Annotated in this window: 16 protein-coding genes and 1 riboswitch; of the genes, 6 read left to right on the top strand and 10 right to left on the bottom strand. The window is 70.7% G+C overall.

Annotated elements, in window-relative coordinates; genetic code table 11:
* Nucleotides 1-14 precede the first annotated feature (14 nt).
* Nucleotides 15-1637, bottom strand: coding sequence for a chaperonin GroEL (gene groL, locus AB0G04_RS01030; RefSeq protein ID WP_109595129.1), 1623 nt, complete (start codon nucleotides 1635-1637; stop codon nucleotides 15-17).
* 300 nt (nucleotides 1638-1937) lie between these two features.
* Nucleotides 1938-2666, bottom strand: coding sequence for a hypothetical protein (locus tag AB0G04_RS01025; RefSeq protein WP_360974270.1), 729 nt, complete (start codon nucleotides 2664-2666; stop codon nucleotides 1938-1940).
* Nucleotides 2667-2747: 81 nt separating this feature from the next.
* Here AB0G04_RS01025 and AB0G04_RS01020 point away from each other — a divergent pair, with 81 nt between their 5' ends.
* Nucleotides 2748-3251, top strand: coding sequence for a GNAT family N-acetyltransferase (locus tag AB0G04_RS01020; protein ID WP_360974267.1), 504 nt, complete (start codon nucleotides 2748-2750; stop codon nucleotides 3249-3251).
* A gap of 22 nt (nucleotides 3252-3273) precedes the next feature.
* Complete coding sequence (locus tag AB0G04_RS01015) at nucleotides 3274-3759, top strand: hypothetical protein (protein WP_360974264.1); 486 nt, start codon at nucleotides 3274-3276, stop codon at nucleotides 3757-3759.
* Between the two features lie 203 nt (nucleotides 3760-3962).
* Here AB0G04_RS01015 and thrC read toward each other — a convergent pair whose 3' ends face one another.
* From thrC to AB0G04_RS00995, 4 genes are all read right to left on the bottom strand, one after another.
* Nucleotides 3963-5246 carry a threonine synthase gene (thrC, locus tag AB0G04_RS01010; RefSeq protein WP_360974261.1) on the bottom strand — a complete coding sequence of 428 codons (1284 nt, stop codon included), beginning with the start codon at nucleotides 5244-5246 and terminating at the stop codon, nucleotides 3963-3965.
* A 9-nt stretch (nucleotides 5247-5255) separates the two neighbouring features.
* A riboswitch (SAM riboswitch) is annotated at nucleotides 5256-5394 on the bottom strand.
* Between the two features lie 178 nt (nucleotides 5395-5572).
* Nucleotides 5573-6481: a GNAT family N-acetyltransferase gene (locus AB0G04_RS01005; RefSeq protein ID WP_360974258.1), complete on the bottom strand. Its 909-nt coding sequence runs from the start codon at nucleotides 6479-6481 to the stop codon at nucleotides 5573-5575.
* A gap of 153 nt (nucleotides 6482-6634) precedes the next feature.
* The gene (locus AB0G04_RS01000; protein WP_360974255.1) at nucleotides 6635-7504 is read right to left on the bottom strand and encodes an ABC transporter permease subunit; all 870 of its coding nucleotides are present in this window, start codon (nucleotides 7502-7504) and stop codon (nucleotides 6635-6637) included.
* Complete coding sequence (locus AB0G04_RS00995; protein WP_360974252.1) at nucleotides 7501-10239, bottom strand: alpha/beta fold hydrolase; 2739 nt, start codon at nucleotides 10237-10239, stop codon at nucleotides 7501-7503. The genes AB0G04_RS01000 and AB0G04_RS00995 overlap by 4 nt, the downstream gene beginning before the upstream one ends.
* A 116-nt stretch (nucleotides 10240-10355) precedes the next feature.
* On the opposite strand from AB0G04_RS00995, the gene AB0G04_RS00990 reads away from it, so the two are divergent.
* A complete protein-coding gene (locus tag AB0G04_RS00990; RefSeq protein ID WP_360976183.1) occupies nucleotides 10356-12563 on the top strand; it encodes an AAA family ATPase in 2208 nt (735 codons plus the stop codon).
* Between the two features lie 61 nt (nucleotides 12564-12624).
* On the opposite strand, the gene AB0G04_RS00985 is transcribed toward AB0G04_RS00990, so the two are convergent.
* Nucleotides 12625-12975, bottom strand: a complete 351-nt coding sequence (locus AB0G04_RS00985) for a DUF3263 domain-containing protein (protein ID WP_360974249.1) — start codon at nucleotides 12973-12975, stop codon at nucleotides 12625-12627.
* A gap of 129 nt (nucleotides 12976-13104) precedes the next feature.
* The gene (locus tag AB0G04_RS00980) at nucleotides 13105-13890 is read right to left on the bottom strand and encodes a DeoR/GlpR family DNA-binding transcription regulator (RefSeq protein ID WP_109595111.1); all 786 of its coding nucleotides are present in this window, start codon (nucleotides 13888-13890) and stop codon (nucleotides 13105-13107) included.
* 190 nt (nucleotides 13891-14080) lie between these two features.
* Between AB0G04_RS00980 and AB0G04_RS00975 the strand changes: the two genes are divergently transcribed.
* The 3 genes from AB0G04_RS00975 to nagA are packed head-to-tail and all read left to right on the top strand — an operon-like array spanning nucleotide 14081 to nucleotide 17027.
* Complete coding sequence (locus AB0G04_RS00975) at nucleotides 14081-15004, top strand: sugar isomerase (protein WP_360974246.1); 924 nt, start codon at nucleotides 14081-14083, stop codon at nucleotides 15002-15004.
* On the top strand, nucleotides 15001-15927 hold the full coding sequence (locus tag AB0G04_RS00970) for an ROK family protein (protein WP_360974243.1): 927 nt from the start codon (nucleotides 15001-15003) through the stop codon (nucleotides 15925-15927). The genes AB0G04_RS00975 and AB0G04_RS00970 overlap by 4 nt, the downstream gene beginning before the upstream one ends.
* The gene (gene nagA / locus AB0G04_RS00965) at nucleotides 15924-17027 is read left to right on the top strand and encodes an N-acetylglucosamine-6-phosphate deacetylase (protein ID WP_360974240.1); all 1104 of its coding nucleotides are present in this window, start codon (nucleotides 15924-15926) and stop codon (nucleotides 17025-17027) included. The genes AB0G04_RS00970 and nagA overlap by 4 nt, the downstream gene beginning before the upstream one ends.
* A 32-nt stretch (nucleotides 17028-17059) precedes the next feature.
* Here the strand turns inward: nagA and AB0G04_RS00960 are convergent, their stop codons facing one another.
* A complete protein-coding gene (locus AB0G04_RS00960; protein WP_360974237.1) occupies nucleotides 17060-17770 on the bottom strand; it encodes a phosphatase PAP2 family protein in 711 nt (236 codons plus the stop codon).
* 9 nt (nucleotides 17771-17779) lie between these two features.
* A complete protein-coding gene (locus AB0G04_RS00955; protein ID WP_360974234.1) occupies nucleotides 17780-19150 on the bottom strand; it encodes a serine protease in 1371 nt (456 codons plus the stop codon).
* Nucleotides 19151-19194: the final 44 nt, after the last annotated feature.

Below are 19194 nucleotides of genomic sequence, written 5' to 3'. Positions count from 1 at the left end.
GGGAACGAATGGACTCAGAAGTCCATGTCACCGCCGCCCGGGGCGCCGGCCGGGGCCGGGTTCTTCTCGGGCTTGTCGGCCACGACGGCCTCGGTGGTGAGGAACAGCGCGGCGATCGACGCGGCGTTCTGCAGCGCCGAACGGGTGACCTTGGCCGGGTCGATGATGCCCGCGGCCAGCAGGTCGACGTACTCGCCGGTCGCGGCGTTCAGGCCCCAACCCGCTTCCAGGTTGCGCACCTTCTCGACCACGACGCCGCCCTCGAGGCCGGCGTTCACGGCGATCTGACGCAGCGGGGCGTCGAGCGCGACCTTGACGATGTTGGCACCGGTGGCCTCGTCGCCCGACAGGTCCAGCTTGTCGAACGCGGTCTTGCCGGCCTGCACCAGCGCGACGCCACCACCCGGGACGATGCCCTCCTCGACGGCCGCCTTCGCGTTGCGAACGGCGTCCTCGATGCGGTGCTTGCGCTCCTTGAGCTCGACCTCGGTGGCCGCGCCGACCTTGATCACCGCGACACCGCCGGCCAGCTTGGCCAGGCGCTCCTGCAGCTTCTCACGGTCGTAGTCGGAGTCCGAGCGCTCGATCTCGGCGCGAATCTGGTTGACCCGGCCCTGGATCTGCTCGGCGTTGCCCGCACCGTCGACGATGGTGGTCTCGTCCTTGGTGATGACGACCTTGCGGGCCTGGCCCAGCAGGGACAGGTCAGCGGCGTCCAGCTTGAGGCCGACCTCTTCGCTGATGACGGCGCCACCGGTGAGGGTGGCGATGTCCTCCAGCATGGCCTTGCGGCGGTCACCGAAGCCGGGGGCCTTGACGGCAACCGACTTGAAGGTGCCACGGACCTTGTTCACGACCAGGGTGGCCAGGGCCTCGCCCTCGACGTCCTCGGCGATGATCACGAGGGGCTTGCCGCCCTGCATGACCTTCTCCAGGATCGGGAGCAGGTCCTTCACCGCGGAGATCTTGCTGTTCGCGATGAGGATGTAGGGGTCGTCGAAGACGGCCTCCATGCGCTCGGCGTCGGTCATGAAGTACGCCGAGATGTAGCCCTTGTCGAAGCGCATGCCCTCGGTGAGCTCGAGCTCGAGACCGAAGGTGTTGCTCTCCTCGACGGTGATGACGCCTTCCTTGCCGACCTTGTCCATGGCCTCGGCGATGATCTCGCCGACCGTGGAGTCACCGGCCGAGATGGAGGCGGTGGAGGCGATCTGCTCCTTGGTCTCCACGTCCTTGGCGAGCTGCGAGAGCGCCTCGGAAACGCTGGCGACCGCGGCCTCGATGCCCCGCTTCAGGCCGAGCGGGTTCGCGCCCGCGGCCACGTTGCGCAGACCCTCACGGACCAGCGCCTGGGCGAGGACGGTCGCCGTCGTCGTGCCGTCACCGGCGACGTCGTCGGTCTTCTTGGCGACCTCCTTGACCAGCTCGGCGCCGATCTTCTCGAAGGTGCCCTCGAGCTCGATCTCCTTGGCGATGGATACACCATCGTTGGTGATCGTGGGAGCGCCCCACTTCTTCTCGAGGACGACGTTGCGACCCTTGGGGCCGAGCGTCACCTTCACGGCGTCGGCGAGCTGGTTCATGCCGCTCTCGAGGCCGCGACGGGCTTCCTCGTCAAATGCGATGATCTTGGCCATACGGCGTTGTCCTCCCGGACATCCGCGGTGCCGGGCCTCGTCGGCCCCGCTCTCCGCACGTTGAGGAACGTCTGCGGACGTCACCACCTGGCGATGTGACGTCCTCAGGCCGAGCCGGATAGCCCGCGACGACCGGCTCCGTGCCCCGATGCCGATGGCAGCACCGCGACCGGAACCCCACCGTCCCGACCTGCTGGCACTCAGCATGCGCGAGTGCCAATCACTTGTTTAGCACTCTCCGATGGCGAGTGCAAGAAACCCCATCTTCTCGCGAAACCCCCGAACAGGCCGCCGTTTCGGTTAAGGATCTTGCCGCCGCAGGTCAGCGGGGGTACCGGACCACGCGGAACCTTTCGGGGCCGACGTGACGAGCACCGCAAACGACCACACCATGACGAGCAACGCCCACAGCGCCGTCCCGGCCCACCGGTTCAGCCCCAGCTCCCCCAGCGGCATGGTCACCAGCATCACGGCGACCGACGCCACGACGATCACCACCAGGTCGGGCCCTCGCATCAGTGGGTACCCCGGGAGCGGCAGCAGCCGGCGGGCCGCCACCGCGGCGAGGACCAGCCAGCCGATCTCGATCACCTTGAGCACGACCGTGGTCCCGTCGCTGCCCGCACCGCCGTAGACCGCGAGGAAGGCACCCATGATCAACAGGTTCTCCACGATCGACAGCAGAGCGGAGAAGGCCCACAGCGCCAGCGCCCGGCCCACGGTCACCCGGCGCCCGGCGAGCGCGGCGATCACGACCAGCGGCACCAGCAACGGGAGGGCCCCCAGGAACGGGAGGAAGACCCACTCGGCCAGCCGGTTCACGAGGCCGTACGACGCGTCCAGCTCGGCGATCGGACCGGTGGCCGGAACCCAGTGCAGCCACACCCACACCTGTGCGGCCGTCAGCGCGACGGCGAGCACAGCCGTCGCGGCGACGGCCCACGGCCGGGCCCGCACGAGCTGGAAGCCGGAGAGCGGCTCGGCGGAAGGGGGCGCCTCCGCGTACGGCCGGGGCAATTCATCGTTCATCGTCGAATCATGTCGCAGACCACCACTCAGCTTCGCGACAACCCGGTTGCCGACCGGATCCGGCGGCGGTAGGGATGACCCATGGAGAACTGGGAGGTACGCCGCGTCACGCCGGAGGACACCGCGCGTGTCCGGGCGCTGCGGCTGGAGATGCTCGCGGACAGTCCACTCGCTTTCCTGGAGACCCTGGCCCAGGCCGCGGCCCGGTCTCACGAGGGCTACCGGCAGCGCATCCGGCAGTCGGCCGAGGGGTTCGAGACGGCCCAGTTCATCGCCGACCCGGGCGGGCCGCTGATCGGGCATGCCGGCGGCACCACGGTCCCCGGCGAACCGGGCTGCACGGTGATCTTCGCGGTCTACCTGACACCGGCCCACCGGGGCGGCAAGCTGCTCGCCCAGCTCGTCGAGGCGGTCGCCGACTGGTCCGCGGCGGCCGGGCGTGACGAGCTGATGCTCGAGGTGGTCTGCGGCAACGACCGGGCCGTCCGGGCGTACGAGAAACTCGGTTTCGTCGACACCGGGGTCCGCATGCCGCATCCGACCGTCCGGGTCCTGACCGAGCTGCAGATGCGCCGGCCGGTCTGAGATGGCCGGGCGCGGGTGGCACGTGACCCGGACGGCGCTGACCGCCGTGAACGGGACGACCCTCGTCGGGCTGCTGCTGGCCGCGGTCACCGGCACCCGGATCCGGCGCGGCCGCCACGGTGTCCTGATAGCCGAGAACTTCCGCTTCAGGATGCCGGCCGGAAGCTGCTTCACGGTCGGCTCGGTGATCATCACGAACCGGAGCGCCGAGTGGCTGCTGGCGGAGGAACGGGCCCCGCTCTTCACCCACGAATGCCGCCATGCCGGCCAGTACGCGTTGTTCGGCCCGCTGTTCTGGCCCGCCTACTGGGTCGCGTGTGGCTGGTCGATCGCACTGACCACGTCGTACGGCGTCCGCAACTGGTTCGAGAAGAACGCGGGACTCGCCGACGGGCATTACCCGGAAGAGCTCCCACTGCGGCCGTGGGTTCGCAAGACTCTTGACCGGCCGGGGGTTCGCAGGATTTTTGGTCGGGAGGACGGACGCACAGCACCTCCGGGCACGTAGCCAGATGGGTCAGCGCTGGATCGTTGGGACCCTCGGAGATTGTCGCCAATGTCCAGGTGAGGGGCCTCGTACGGCGTCGCATCCTCCCGCAGAGAGCATCCTGCCGATCCGGAGATCGGAGTGCAAGTCCTCGGAGGAGGTAATTCTCGACAACCGGCTGATTGCCGATTACCGACAGTGAGAGAAGGTCACGAAATGGTGACCTATCCCAGCAGACCGGCCTCCCGCGCGCCCTTCAGCGACGGCTTGATCGTGTGGGTCGGTCCAACCTGGCCGGCCACCGCGTCGAGCGTCTTCAGACCCTCACCGGTGTTGTAGAGGACGGTCTCCTTCGCAGGGTCGAGCTTGCCGCTCGCCACCAGCTTCTTGAGCACCGCCACGGTCGTGCCGCCGGCGGTCTCGGCGAAGACACCGGTCGTCTCGGCGAGCAGCCGGATGCCCTCACGGATCTCGTCGTCGTTCGCGTAGTCCATCCAGCCACCGGTGCGGCGGACCGCCTCGATCGCGTACGGCCCGGCGGCCGGGTCACCGATGTTCAGCGACTTCGCGATACCGGTCGGCTTGACCGGGGTGATCACGTCGGTGTCGGCGTGCAGGGCCACCGCGATCGGGTTGCAGCCCTCGGACTGGGCACCGAAGACGGTCCAGCCGCCCTCCGGGGCCTCGACCAGTCCGATCTCGACCAGTTCGGTGAACGCCTTGTCGATCTTGGTGAGCAGCTCACCGGACGCCATCGGGATGACCACCTGCGCCGGGATGCGCCAGCCCAGCTGCTCGGCCACCTCGTACCCCAGGGTCTTCGAGCCCTCGGCGTAGAACGGCCGCACGTTCACGTTCACGAACGCGGTGTCCTCGAACTCGTCGGTCTCCACCAGTTCGCTGCACAGCCGGTTCACGTCGTCGTAGGAGCCCTCGATGGCCACCAGCTCGCCGCCGTACACCGCGGTCGTGATGATCTTGCCCTGCTCCAGATCGGACGGGATGAAGACGATGCTCGGCACCCCGGCACGGGCCGCGTGGGCGGCCACCGAGTTGGCCAGGTTGCCGGTCGAGGCGCAGGAGAACCGCTTGAAGCCCAGCTCCTTGGCCGCGGTCAGGGCCACCGAGACGACCCGGTCCTTGAACGAGTGAGTCGGGTTCTGCGAGTCGTCCTTCACCCACAGCGGCGCCTGCAGGCCGATCGCGGCGGCCAGCTGCGGTGCGGCGACCAGCGGGGTCAGGCCCGGGTCGAGGGTCACCCGGGTCGCCGGGTCCTGTCCGGCCGGCAGCAGAGCCGCGTAACGCCAGATGTTCTGCGGCCCCGCCTCGATCTGGGCCCGCGTCACCCGCGCGAGTGCCGCCTCGTCGTAGGCGACCTCGAGCGGGCCGAAACACTCGTAACAGGCGTGCTGCGCGGCGAGGGGGTACTCGGCACCACAGGCGCGGCAGATCAGGCCCTTCGCGGGCGACGTGGAGGTGGCAGAGGGTGCGCTGACGACAGACGTCACTAGAGTTTCCTCTCATCTTTCCCCGCGGCGACCTGCCGGAACGGGGACGGAATTAGCACCTGCCACACGCGGCTCGTCATCGAGAATCGCTGCGCGGTGGTTGCCGGGGCTTCGTCGGGCCGTATCCCTCTGCCCCTCTGGATGAGGTATTCAGTTGTTTCCCACACCTTACGACGAGATTCCGTCAACACCACCCTGAGTTCCCGAGGTGTGAGCGACCTCCTTCTCCAGAACCTTTCGCCGGTACGCCCACCGGCGCCGCCCCACCCCCGCGTGGTCACCTACGCCCACCAGCGCACCGCCACTCACCACGGGCTGCGGCTGGGTTACGAAGTGAGGGTGGCCAGGCAGGACAACTGGGTGGCGATCGGGCGGTAGCCGAGACGGGAGTTCACGGCCAGCATCGGGGTGTTCGTCTCGTCGTTGCTGGTGTAGGCGGTGCGCACGCCCCCGGCCGCGGCCCGGCGCAGCGTCTCCGTCTTCACCAGGCGGGCCAGGCCGCGACCACGGTGCTCCGGAACCGTGGCGGTCATGTCCGACCAGGCCCGGTCGCCGTCTCGCAACAGCAGCGAGAACGACACGATCACTCCGCCGGCCACGGCCGCGGTGCTCACGTCCCGATCCAGGCCCGGCTCCTCCCAGGTCTCGTAGCGCCATGTCGGATAGGGCATCGGCTGGGACGGGACGTCACCCGGCTCGTCGGTGGCCGCCGCCACGTCGGCCTCGTAGAGCGCCTGCTCGGTCACCTCGCTCAGCGGTACCAGCGTGATGCCCGGCCCGGCATCGGGAACGCCGGTGAACGCGGTCAGGTCCAGAGCCGAGTAGCGCATCTCGCGGGACGGCTCGAAACCGTTGCGGCGGGCGAACCCGAGCGACTCCGGGACGGCCCAGGTATCGGCCCGGGTGACGCCGACGGCCCGCAGGTAGTCGGTGGCCTCCGCCAGCAGGGCGGTTCCGATGCCCCGGCCCCGGTGGTCCGGGTGCACCTGGACGGCGACCTGGCCGAATCCGGCATCGGCGGAACGCGGCTGGCGGAACGCGGACACCGTGCCGGCCGGCTCGCCGGCCCGATCGGCCACCAGGAAGATCCGGTCCGTGCCGGGCGGCGGCGAGACGATCATCCGGCGGATCGTCGCCTCGCCCCGGACCATGTACGGGTAGACCTCCCGCCGGAGCGCCGCGAGGGCGGAAGCGTCGCCGGGGCGGGCGGGGCGGATCGAGAAGTCAGCCGTCACGGGCGCCATGTCACCGCCCGGATGCCTCAGCCGTCAACCGATATCGGCCGGTCGTAGCCGTCTCCCCATGCATGAGCCGGCGGCGTGGGACGGTCCGGAGTGCCGCCCACGCCGTCCGGCGGAGTCACGGGACCCTGCGAGTCCCGTACGAAATCAAGAAGTGACGTCCTTGCGGGTGAACCGGTAGAAGGCGAGGCCCCAGAAGAGCGTGGCGTAGATGACCGCCGAGATCGCGCCCTTGGCCAGCTCGTCGGACTGGATCGGAGTGGACAGCATGCCGCGCCAGGCTTCGGTGTAGTACGTCGGAAGGACTTTCCGCAGGTTACCGAGGGCCTCGATCTGGTTCAGGATGTTGGAGAGGATCCAGAGCATCACAGCGCCGCCGACCGCACCCAGGGCCGCATCGGTCAGCACCGAGAGCAGGAACGCCAGGCCGGCGACCACGAGCATCGTCACCGCGAGGTAGGCCACGATGCCGAGGAGCCGGGCCAGGCCTTCGGCCGGTGGGATCTCGGCGGCGATGGTGCTGCCCATCGGCGACCAGCCGTACCGCACCGTGCCGATCAGCAGCGCGGTGCCGACGAGCAGGAACAGGGCCAGCAGCGAGTACGCCCCGGCGACGATCAGTTTGATGCCGAGCAGCCGGGCCCGGGGCACCGGGACCGCAAGCAGATAGCGCAGGCTGCCCCAGCTGGCCTCGCTCGCCACGGTGTCGCCGAAGAACAGCGCCACCACCACGACCAGCAGGAATCCGGCCGACACCGCCAGGCTGAAGAGGGCGAAGTTGAGCCCGCCGGAGGTGGCGAGGTCAGCGATGCTGCTGAACGAGCCGCCGCCGTCACCGTCGTCGTCGCCCGGTTCGGCGTTGCCGAACTCGAAGGCTGCCCACACGATGACCGGCAGCAGCACCATGAACCCGAGTGCCATCTGGGTGCGCCGCCGCGAGGCCTGGCGACGCATCTCGGCCCAGATCGGCAGGGTGCCCGACGCCTTGTATCCGACCGCGGCCTCCACCGTGCTCATCGGTCTCCACTTCCTCGCGAGTTGTCGCCGACCAGGGACAGGAAGGCGTCTTCGAGCCGCCGGCGCGGCACCAGCCGATCCACCCCGATGCCGGCCCCGACCAGCGAGGCGACCACCTCGGACCGGGCCGTGCCGTTCATGTCGACGATCAGGCCGTTCGCACCCTCCGTCTTCACCGACCGCACGCCCAGCTCCTCCAGGATCCGGGTGGCGGCCGGCACGTCCGATACGTCGAGCTGCACCGACGGGGATTCCCCGACGATGTCGCTGACCGGGCCGGACGCGACGATCCGGCCCTTGTTGACGACCACGGCGTGCGTGCAGGTCTGCTCCACCTCGGCGAGCAGGTGGCTGGAGACCAGCACGGCCCGGCCGTCGGTGGCGTACCGCTGGAGCACACGGCGCATCTCGGCGATCTGCGGCGGGTCGAGCCCGTCCGTCGGCTCATCGAGGACCAGCAGTTCGGGCAGGCCGAGCATGGCCTGCGCGATGGCGAGCCGCTGCCGCATGCCGTGGCTGTACTTGCGGGTCTTGCGGTGCACCGAGTCACCCAGTCCGGCGATCTCGAGTGCCTCCTCGAAACGGGCGTCCTCCCACGGGCGGCCGGTGGCCTGCCAGTACGCCTTCAGGTTCTCGTAGCCGGACAGGTGCGGCAGGAAGCCGGGCCCCTCGACCAGCGAACCGACCCGGGACAGGATCGGCGCGCCCGGGACCAGCCGGTGCCCGAAGACGTAGATCTCGCCGGCGGTCGGCTGGGTGAGGCCCATCAGCACCCGCAGCGTGGTCGTCTTGCCCGCGCCATTCGGGCCGAGCAGACCGACGACCTGGCCGCGTTCCACCGTGAAGCCGATCTCCTGGACGGCCACGAAACCGTCGCCGTACGCCTTGCGCAGCCCGTTGACCACGAGCGGGGTGTTCGCATGCTCCTCGACGACGGCCACGTCCCGGCGGCGGTGCCGGATCCGGCTGACGGCCAGCAGCACGGCCAGGCCGAGCAGGATGAGGCCGACGACACCCGCGAGCGCATACCACCAGAGCGCGCCCGGGTCGGCGATCGGCGTACCGAACAGGGTCGGCAGGACCAGGGCCGGTTCCACGGCGACGGTGTACGTGGTGGGCTGCGCGGGGGTCAGGAACGCCTGGTCGGAGGTGGCGACGGTGATGCGTACCGAATGTCCCGCGTCGATCTGCCGGACGATCGCCGGAAGCGTCACGCTGACCGGCTGGGCCTGCGCGATGTCGGCCGGCAGGCCGGTGAGCCGGATCGGGGCGACCAGGCCGGCGCTGAGGGTCGCCGCACCGTTCTGGTCGACGTCGAAGAGCTTGACGAAGACGATCGCCTCACCGGTCGGTGAGGCCACCCGCAGCCGCACCGACGGCGATCCGGCCACCTCGACCGCCGAGGTCAGCGGAGCGGATTCGAAGTTCGCGTGCTGGCCGGGCACGTCGAGGGCGACGCCGCCGCTGAGCACCGAGCTGAGCCGGCCGGTGAGTCCCGGCATGGAGGAGATGGCGCCGGGGTTGCCGTTCGGCGGGTTGGCGATCGGCTGTGCCGCGCCCTCCAGGGTGATCTCGGTTCGTCCGGAGCCGTTCAGCCCCACATACGCCTCGGTCGAGTAGCCGTTGGTGACGAGCCCGCGGTCGAGCGCACTGAACCCGGCGACGCGGGAGAACGTGAAGTCGTCGCTCGGCGTCTCGCCCTCACCCTTCAGGTAGTGGTCGAGCCACTGGACCGTCAGGAACTTGACCCGGTCGGAGTCGGAGGCAGGGCCCTCGCCGCCGTCGTGGCCGCCGGTGAACCAGGCGACCTTGACCGGGGTGCCGGTCGCGGCGATGCCACGCGCGTTGGCGTCCGCCTCGGAGAGCGGGAACAGCGTGTCGACGGCGCCCTGGATCAGCAGGGTCGGCGCCTTGATCTTGTCGAGGACCGTGGCCGGGCTGGACTTGCGCAGCAGGGCCAGGGTGGTCTCGTCGGGGATGCCGGTGGTGGCCATCTGCAGGTACGCCTTGCAGACGTCCTCGGCGAACCGGCCGCAGGCGGGATCTCCCTGCTCCGGGACTCGACCGCCGCCGCCACCACCGCCCAGCAGGCCGATGGCGGAGGCCCCGCCGTTGCCGAAGAAGTAGCCGGCCCAGGCCTTCTTGAAGACGCCACCCGGCACCAGCGCCTCGGACAGGTCGTTCCAGGTGATCTGCGGGACGATCGCGTCGACCCGCTGGTCCTGGCCGGCCAGCATCAGGGCGAGGGCACCACCGTAGGAACCGCCGACCGCCGCGACCTTCGGGTCGCCGGGACCGTCGGTGGTCACCTCCGGGCGCTGGGCCAGCCAGTCGAGCAGGCGCTGGGCGTCCTCGACCTCGTGGTCGGGGCTGTCCAGGTGGATCTGTCCGGTGCTGCGGCGGAAGCCGCGAGCCGTCCACGCGAGGACGGCGTAGCCTCGCTCGGCCAGCGACTCGGCGTCGCTGCGGACCGAGTCCTTGCTGCCGCCGAACCCGTGCGCGAGCAGCACCGCGGGCACCTTGCCGTCGCGGTCGGCCGGCAGGTAGAAGCGTGCGTCCAGCTCGACGTCGGCACCGGCGATCCGGAGGTCCTCGGTGGTCCAGGCGTCCGGCGCGGGCCGGACCGCCCAGACGGCGGCGCCGGCCAGCACCACGAGGGCGGCGGCCGCGGGCAGGACCCGGCGCCGGGGAAGCCGGGACAGCGCACGGCGCAGTCGGGCGGTCAGGTCAGGCATGGCGCACACGCTAGCCCGATCCGGCTGAGCGGCTGCTGTGAATCCGCTCGGCCGCCCCCGCTACCCCGGTCCGGATAGCGTGGACGCCTCGGACCGAACTTTCGCGAAAGGCACACCTGGTGGCTGATGAGCTCACGCTGACCGTGACCCTGCGGCCGGCAGCGCTGGACGCGCGACGCGGCATCGTGCGGTTGCATCCGGAGGTGATGGCCGCGCTCGCGCTGCGCCCCGGCGACCCCGTCCGGCTGTCCGGGTCCCGGACGACGGCCGGGATCGTGGCCAAGGCGGAGCAGACGGCCGGACGCGGGCTGCTCTACGCCGACGATCTCACCCTGGGCAACCTCGGTATGCGCGACGGCGGCCAGGTCACGGTCACGCCGGTCCCGGTGGTCGCAGCCACCCGTGTGACGCTCGCCGGGCCGGCTGAGGTGGTCGCCGTGGTCTCCCCCGAGATGCTGCGGCTGGCCCTGCTCGGCAAGGTGGTCAGCGCCGGCGACGATGTCTCCCTGCTGCCGCAGGACGTACTCCCGGACGCCGGGCACCGGCCACTCGTCGAGGCCGCCCGGCGCAGTCTCGCCAACCGGGTGGGGTACGCCTGGACGAGCACCCTGCTCACCGTGATCGAGGTCACCGGCGCGGACGCCTCCCTGGTCACCATGGACACCGTCGTGGCCTGGCAGGACGGCGCGTCCGCCGGCGCCGCCACGACCCGGCCGGCCGTCTCCCGCACTGCGCCCGCATCGACCGACCCGGACGTGCCGCCGCTCAGCCTCGACGACCTTCCCGGGCTCCGCGCCCAGGCCAAGGAGCTGGAGGAACTGCTCGATCTGGGGTTCCACCACCGGGAGGTGCTGGCGAAACTCGGCACCCGGGTGACGCTCGGCGTGCTGCTCTCCGGCCCCTCCGGGTCGGGCAAGTCCGCGCTGGTCCGGGCGGTGGGCGCGGAGGTCGGCGCGGAGGTCCGGACGATCTGGGGACCGGAGCTGGCCGCCCTCACCAACAATGCGGCGGCGGCCCGGTTGCGTGAGATCTCCTCCGATGTACGGGCGAAGCACCCGGCCGTGCTTCTCGTCTCCGACGTCGAGGCGCTGATCCCCCGCGAGGAACCCGGCCCGATCGCCACGGTGTTCCGCCAGGTGCTTGCGGACACGCTCGCCGCCGGTACCGCGGTGGTCTGCACCACCAGCAAGCCCGAGTCGGTCGATCCGGCCCTGCGCGGGCCGGACCTGCTCGCCGTCCAGCTGACCGTGCCGCTTCCGGACCAGGCGATGCGGCGCGAGCAGCTCGGCGCGCTGACCCGCGGGATGCCGCTGGCCGAGGATGTGCGGCTGGATGACGTCGCCGGGCGTACCCCCGGGTTCGTGGCCGCCGATCTCGGCGCCCTGGCCCGGGAGGCCGGGGTCCGCGCCGCGCTCCGGCAGAAACTGGAGGACTCACCGATCGTCACCATGGCCGACTTCGACGCCGCGCTCGAGGTCGTCCGGCCGACCTCGATGGCGGAGTCCACGCTGGAGGTCGCGGCGGTGACCCTGGACGATGTCGGCGACATGGCCGAGGTCAAGCAGGTACTCACCGAGTCGGTGCTGTGGCCGCTGACCTATCCGGACACGTTCGCCCGGCTCGGTGTCTCCCCGCCGCGCGGTGTGCTGCTCTACGGCCCGCCCGGCTGCGGCAAGACCTATCTGGTCAAGGCCATCGCGGGTACGGGTAAGGCGAACGTTCTCTCCGTCAAGGGCGCCGAACTGCTCAGCAAGTGGGTCGGTGACAGTGAGCGTGCGGTGCGGGAGCTGTTCCGCCGGGCCCGGGAGGCGGCGCCGACGCTGGTCTTCCTGGACGAGGTGGACGCCCTGGCCCCGGCCCGCGGCCAGGGCACCGACGGTGGCGTCACCGACCGGGTGGTGGCCGCGCTGCTGACCGAGCTGGACGGTGTCGAGGACCTGCGTAACGTCGTGGTCATCGGTGCGACGAACCGGCCGGACCTGATCGACCCGGCGCTGCTGCGCCCCGGCCGGCTGGAGCGGCTGATCTTCGTCCCGCCGCCGGACGCCGAGGCCCGCACGGCGATCCTGCGCGCCTCGTCGAAGGCGGTCCCCCTGGACAGCTCCGTCGATCTGGCCGCACTCGGAGCCGACCTCGACGGCTTCTCGGCGGCTGACTGTGCCGCACTGATCCGGGAGTCGGCGCTGGCCGCGATGCGCGACTCCCTGGAGGCCACCACGGTGACCGCGGCGAACGTGGCGACGGCCCGCTCCCGGATCCGCGCCTCCCTGGACCCCGCGCAGGTGGCGTGGCTGGCCGCCTACGCCGACTCCCACCAGCCCTGACAGGGGCCGGCCCGCACCGCCGGCCTGGGCCGCGGGGGACGGCGGTGGTGCGTGGTTGGGGTCAGCGGCGGCGGGTGCGGGCCCGGGCGGAACGAAGGCGGCGGAGGCGGCCAACCAGGACCGGATCGCGTTCCAGCGCCGCCGGGTTGTCGAGCAGAGCGTTCAGGAGCTGGTAATAGCGGGTGGAGGACAGTCCGAAGGTGTCCCGGATGGCCTGCTCCTTGGCACCGGCGTGCTTCCACCACTTGCTCTCGAACGCGAGGATCTCCAGCTCCCGATCGGTCAGCGGGGAGTCCGCCGATATCGGCTCCGCCGCACGCGGGGCAGGGATGTGCTGCTGCTCCTCGACGGGCTGGTCACCGGTCGGTTCGGCGGCGGGCTGCATGGCACTCCAGACGGCATCGGCGACCACGGATTTGAGGGATCCTCAGCATAGGACGCACCGAAGAACCCCGCAGACGCTACCCGAAGCGACGGATTGGCTACGGACTGTCCAAATGGCCGCCACCCGATCGGCTGGCAGAACGCCGATCTGACGAATTCAGGCGGTGATGACGTCGACTCCGGCGTCCTGGAAGGCGGCAATCGTGGAGGCGGGCGCCCCGGAGTCGGTGACCAGCGTCTCGATCTTGCTGATCGGGCAGATCCGGGCGAACGCGTGGCCTCCGAGTTTGGACGAGTCGGCGATCACCACGACCCGTTTGGCGCGGGCCACCATCAGGCTGTTCATCGAGGCCTCGCCCTCGTGGTGGGAGGCCGCACCCAGCTCCACGTCGAGCGCGTCGACGCCGAGCAGCACGATGTCGAGGGTGACCTCCTTGAGGAGCGCGCCGCCGAGCGGACCGACCACCTCGAAGGACTGCGGCCGCACCACACCGCCCGCCACCACGATCTTCATCCGTGAGCGCAGCAGCAGCTCGTTGGCGATGTTGAGGGCGTTGGTGACCACGGTCAGCTGGGAGCCCTCACCGCCGGCATTGAGGTCGGGACGGACCGCCAGAGCCCGGGCCACCTCGGTGATCGTGGTGCCGCCGTTGAGGCCCACCACGGTGCCGGGAGTGACGAGCCGGGCCGCGGCCTCGCCGATGCGCTGCTTCTCGGCGGAGTGCTTGGCACTCTTGTAGCGCAGCGGCAGGTCGTAGGAGACCCCGTTGGCGACCGCGCCACCCCGGGTCCGGGTGATCATCTGCTGCTGGGCGAGCTGATCGAAGTCACGACGGATGGTCGCTTGGGACACGTCGAGCCGCTCGGAAGCCTCCTCGACGGTTACCCGCCCGCTCTCCGTCAGTAGCTCGAGCAGGGCATTCCACCGCGCGTACCGGTCCACCCACCACTCCCCGATGCACGTTCCATGATAAGTGTGTGCACATTAGTGCGCGAAAGGCCCGGAAGCAAAGCCATCTGATGCGCGAAGGACCTTTGGAACTTGCCCCCGCGGCACCACTCTGAGCACAATAACGCGCGAAAGACCCGGGAACCGAGCGCGAATGCGCAGCATCAACCGGTGAGGAACCGACATGAGCCATGTCAAAGCGGAGATCGCCACACAACCCGAGTGCTGGCGGCAGGCGGCGAAGCTAGCCGCGTCACCCGGCCTTCCGGCCCGTGGAGAGCGAGTCGCAGTCGTCGGATGCGGCACCTCCTGGTTCATGGCCAAGTCCTACGCGGTGCTCCGCGAGCAGCTGGAACACGGCGAGACCGACGCCTTTCAGGCCTCCGACTTCCCGTACGCCCGCCGCTACGACCGGCTCGTGGCGATCACCCGATCGGGCACCACGACCGAGACCCTCGACGTGATGCGTGCCGTCGGTGAGCACACCCCGGTCACCGTCTTCACCGCCGACGCCGCCCAGCAGGCCGCCGAGATCGCCGACCACTCCGTCGTGCTCGACTTCGCCGACGAGAAGTCGGTCGTGCAGACCCGCTTCGCCACCAGCGTGCTGGCCACCCTCCGCGCCCACCTGGGTCACGACATCGAGAGCGCGGCCGCCGACGCCGAGGTCGCCATCCGGCTGCCGCTCCCGGTGCACCCCTCGCTCGTCGACCAGATCACCTTCCTGGGCCGGGGCTGGACCGTCGGCCTGGCCGAGGAGGCCGCACTCAAGTGCCGGGAGACCGCCGGTTTCTGGACCGAGTCGTACCCGGCCATGGACTACCGGCACGGCCCCATCGCGATCGCCGGGCCGCGCCGCGTCGTCTGGGCATTCGGTGACGTCCCGTCCGGGCTGGCCGAGGAGGTCGAGCGGACCGGTGCGGCGTTCGTGCACAGCAAGCACCACGGCGGCTACGGCTCGATCGGCCGCTGGGTCGGCAGACGCGCCCCGCTCGACCCGATGGCCGACCTGATCCTCGCCCAGCGGGTGGCCCTGTCCCTGGCCACGACGCAGGGCCTGGACCCGGACAACCCACGCAACCTCAGCCGTTCCGTAGTCCTGACGTGAGCGACGGGATAGTCGTCGCCCTCGACGTGGGCGGCACGGGGATGAAGTGCGCCCTGGTTCGCCCGGACGGCACGGTTCACCACGAGGAACGGCACCCGACGCTTGCCGACCGGGGCCCCGCGGCGGTCACCGAGAGGATCCTGACGGTCGCCGGGTCGCTGGCCGATCGGGCCCGCGCCGACGGGTTCGTCCCGATCGCGACCGGGATCGCGGTGCCGGGTGTCGTGGACGAACCGGCCGGCGTCGCGGTCTGGTCGGCAAACGTGGGCTTCCGGGACGTACCGTTGCGCGATCTCGCCGTGCGGCGGCTGGGGATACCGGCCGCTCTCGGGCACGACGTGCGGGTCGGCGCGCTGGCCGAGGCCCGTCTCGGTGCCGGGCGCGGGCGGCGGCACGTGCTGTTCGTGGCGATCGGTACGGGCATCGCCGGTGGCCTGGTCATCGACGGCCGCGGCTATCCGGGCGCGCACGGCGCGGCCGGCGAGCTGGGACACGTCGTGGTCCGGCCGGGTGGCAGTCCGTGCGGTTGCGGGCTGCGCGGCTGCCTGGAGGCGGAGGCGTCGGCCAAGTCGATCGGCCGCAAGTACGCCGAGGTCTCCGGTGAGGCCGGCGCGACCGCGTTCGACGTGGCCACCCGGGCGGCCCGCGGTGAGGAGCTGGCCCGCCGGGTCTGGCAGGACGCCGTGGAGGCTCTCGCCGACGGCCTGCTGACCGCTCAGGCGCTCTACGACGTCGGGGTGGTCGTGCTCGGCGGTGGGCTGGCCGAGGCCGGAGACGATCTGCTCGAACCGGTCCGGGCCGCGGTCGCGCAGCGGGTCACCTTCCATCGGTCCCCCGCGATCGTCCGGGCCGAGCTCGGCGACACCGCCGGCTGCCTGGGTTCCGCCCTGCTCGCGCTGGACAGTCTGAAAGGCTCGCAGTGACCCGTATCTCCGGCCGGATCGTCACCCCCGACGCCGTCGTCCGCGGCCATCTCGACTCCGGCGGCGGCCGGATCACGGCGATCGTGCCGGACGACTCGGCCGGCGACGACGTCATCGTGCCCGGTTTCGTGGACCTGCACTGTCACGGCGGCGGCGGGCACACCTTCACCACCGGCTCGGCGGAGGCGGCGCGGGGCGCTGCTGCCTTCCATCTGCGGCACGGCACGACCACGATCCTGGCCAGCCTGGTCAGCTCACCGTTCGAGCTGATGCGCTCGGCGGTTCAGGAGTACCGGCCGCTGATCGACGAGGGCGTGCTCGCCGGCATCCACTTCGAGGGGCCGTACCTGTCCGCGGTCCGGTGCGGGGCGCAGAACCCCGAGTACCTGCGTGACCCCGCCATGGCGGAGATCACCGAGCTCGTCAAGACCGGTGAGGGCGCGGTACGGATGATGACCGTCGCCCCCGAACTCCCCGGCGCTCTCGAGGCGATCACCTATCTGTCAGATTCCGGGGTTCTCGCGGCAATCGGGCACACCGACGCGACGTACGACCAGACCCACGCCGGAGTGGCGGCCGGCGCGACCGTGGCCACCCACCTGTTCAACGGCATGCGCCCGCCGCACCACCGCGAACCCGGTCCGGTCGTCGGCCTGCTCTCCTCGACCGCGGTGGTCGAGCTGATCGCCGACAACATCCACCTGCACCCCGGCATGCTCGCCTTCGCCGCCCGCGACGCCGGTCCGGGCCGATCCGTGCTGGTCACCGACGCGATGGACGCCACCGGCATGCCCGACGGGCAGTACGAGCTGGGCGGCCAGGAGGTGGTGGTGGCCGACCGGGTGGCCCGGCTGGCCCACAACGGCTCGATCGCCGGCAGCACCCTGACCATGGACGTGGCCCTGCGCAACGCGGTGGCGGCGGGTCTGCCGCTGGTGGATGCGGCCGCGATGGCCTCGACCACCCCGGCCCGGCTGCTGGGCCTGTCGGACCGGCTGGGCGCCCTGGTGCCGGGTCTGCGCGCCGACGTAGTCGTACTCTCCGCCGACCTGGCCCTGAAGTCGGTGTTCCGCGCCGGCGAGCAAGTCCGTCAGCCGTAGCCCAGCCACGGAACCCAGCCGCGCGGGGTGGCTCAGCTACGGCTGGCGGTCTGTCCCCGGCCCCCGAAGCGCTCCAGCGGGCCCAGCGGCACCCGGTCCCAGGGCATGCGTTCGATCAGACGGGCCAGCACCAGCCCCAGGAAGACGGCCGCGATCGAGTCGGTGATCCAGTGGAACCCGGTGTAGACCGTGGTGGCGAAGACGATCACCACGGGCAGAACCCGGACCAGGAACGTCTCCCGCCGGGTGAGGGCGCGCCCCAGCAGCGCGGCCAGCAGGATCGCGATGACGGCGTACCAGACCAGCGCGTTCGCCACGTGCCCGGACGGATAGCTCACCGACAGGTTTCCGGAGGCGTCCGGGTTGAAGAGGACCGTCCGGTTCTCCAGCGGGAACTTCGGCGCGGCCCGGTCGAACCAGATCTTCGCCGGGCCGATCGTGAAGTACGTCAGGACGAACGCCGCGACGAACGGCAGCGCCGCCCGGATCGACCGGGTCCGGCGCCACCACAGGAACGTCAGGACGGCCGCCACCGGCATCAGGACCTGCGCGCCCTGTCCCAGGTAGTTGAAGATCCGGGCGGTCCAGTACACCTGCCGCTGGCCGTGCTGGGCGAAAGCCCAGTCGGCCACCCGCTGGTCGAAGTCCAGCAGGTGGCCGCGGATCAGGGCGACGGTCAGGACGGCGAAGGCGGCCACCGCGAGCAGATCGGGCCACCAGCTCCGGGTGATCTTGTCGGTCACCCTTCCAACCTAGAGGTACGCGCGCAACCGTCCCGCCAGCAGATCGCCCCGCACCCCCGAGTTGGGGCAGCCGCCGAAGTGGTGCAGGGCCACCACCTTGTTCGTGGCGCGGGAGATGACCGGCGAGCCGGACGAACCGCCGGCCGTGTCGCAGAAGTACGAGACGTCGGAGCGCGGGGCGTACCCGGTGTAGTCGGGGTTGTCGACCGCGCAGTTGCCGGCCGCCTCACCCTGGCTGCCGGCGATCCGGGCCGGTTCCCCGGCCGGGTGCTGCGGTACGTACAGCTCCTGGCCCTTCTTCGGCCGGGTGGTGTCGAGGGTGAGGTAGCCGAACTTGCGCACGGTCTCGAAACCGTCGACGGTGAAGAGCGTGTAGTCGTACGTCTTGTCGGTGGCCAAGACCTGATCGCCCCAGACCTTCGTCGGCTTGAACACGTCGTAACCACCACATCTGGCGCACTGATAGTTGAACCACACCTCGGTGTCGTACGCCTCGTCCGAAGTGGTCAGGCAGTGGTTGTTGGTGATCATGCGGTTCTTGGCGCCGACCCGCCAGCCGGTGCACAGTTCGGTGCCGTTGATCAGGAGCCGGGCGATCGCCTTCGACTTGGTGTAGGCGGCCGGGTCCTTCGACTGGTAGCAGATCGCGTCGGTCGAGGTGTCGGTGCCGCAGACCGACTCCTCCCGGCCCGGTCCGGCCGCCGGCTTGCGCTCGTCTCCGCGGGCCACCCGGTCGATGCCGACGCCCAGGGTGCCGAGTACGTCGCCGAGACCGAGCGGGTTGACCTGGCGATGCACCTCGACGATCGCGGTGTCCCCGGTGATCGACATGGCCCAGCGGCCGTCGCTGTCGCTCTCGTAGCGGTACGACTCGGTGCCGGCCGGGTTGGAGACGGTCACGTAGTCGCCGGGCAGCATGGTGAGCCGGTCGAAGTGCACCTTCACGTAGGAGGCGCCGGGGTAGGCGAACTCCTGCCGCTGCGGGCCGGCCAGGTAGCCGAGCAGCCGGTCGACCTCGAGAAGCCGTCCGATCCGTTCCCGTCCGGTGGATCGGGTCCTCGCCGACTCCAGACGCCGGTCCTGCGCCTTCTCCAGAACCTTCTTGTCCGGTTCGACGGTTCTGCCCGAAGTGGAGGCAGTGGCGGAAGTTGTTCGCGGGACCGGTGACATCGAGGCCGGCGGGGCGGCGGCGGTGGCGGAGCCGCTGGTGGCGGTGGACGGAGCCGGCTGCCCCGCCACGGGGGTACGCGCCACGGCCACCGTCTCGTGCCGGATTCCGGCCGGATCACCACCGCTCGGCGCCGAGACCACCACACCGGCCACCCCGGCCAGCGCCATGGCGGCGCACGTTCCGATGACGATGCCTGTCCTGCGTCGCATGCCACTCCCGTACTCGTGGGCCGTTTCGCACCTGTGTAACGAGC

This window comes from Actinoplanes sp. NPDC023801 (genome assembly GCF_040639655.1).
GTDB lineage: Bacteria > Actinomycetota > Actinomycetes > Mycobacteriales > Micromonosporaceae > Actinoplanes.
This window is presented reverse-complemented; position numbering and strand designations above follow the sequence as displayed.

Bases quoted from the DNA above. Each gene is read 5' to 3' on its own strand.
- groL (WP_109595129.1), bottom strand. From the start codon at position 1,637: ATGGCCAAGATCATCGCATTTGACGAGGAAGCCCGTCGCGGCCTCGAG.
- AB0G04_RS00975 (WP_360974246.1), top strand. From the start codon at position 14,081: ATGAGCCATGTCAAAGCGGAGATCGCCACACAACCCGAGTGCTGGCGG.
- AB0G04_RS00955 (WP_360974234.1), bottom strand. From the start codon at position 19,150: ATGCGACGCAGGACAGGCATCGTCATCGGAACGTGCGCCGCCATGGCG.
- AB0G04_RS01000 (WP_360974255.1), bottom strand. From the start codon at position 7,504: ATGAGCACGGTGGAGGCCGCGGTCGGATACAAGGCGTCGGGCACCCTG.
- AB0G04_RS00995 (WP_360974252.1), bottom strand. From the start codon at position 10,239: ATGCCTGACCTGACCGCCCGACTGCGCCGTGCGCTGTCCCGGCTTCCC.
- AB0G04_RS01020 (WP_360974267.1), top strand. From the start codon at position 2,748: ATGGAGAACTGGGAGGTACGCCGCGTCACGCCGGAGGACACCGCGCGT.
- AB0G04_RS01025 (WP_360974270.1), bottom strand. From the start codon at position 2,666: ATGAACGATGAATTGCCCCGGCCGTACGCGGAGGCGCCCCCTTCCGCC.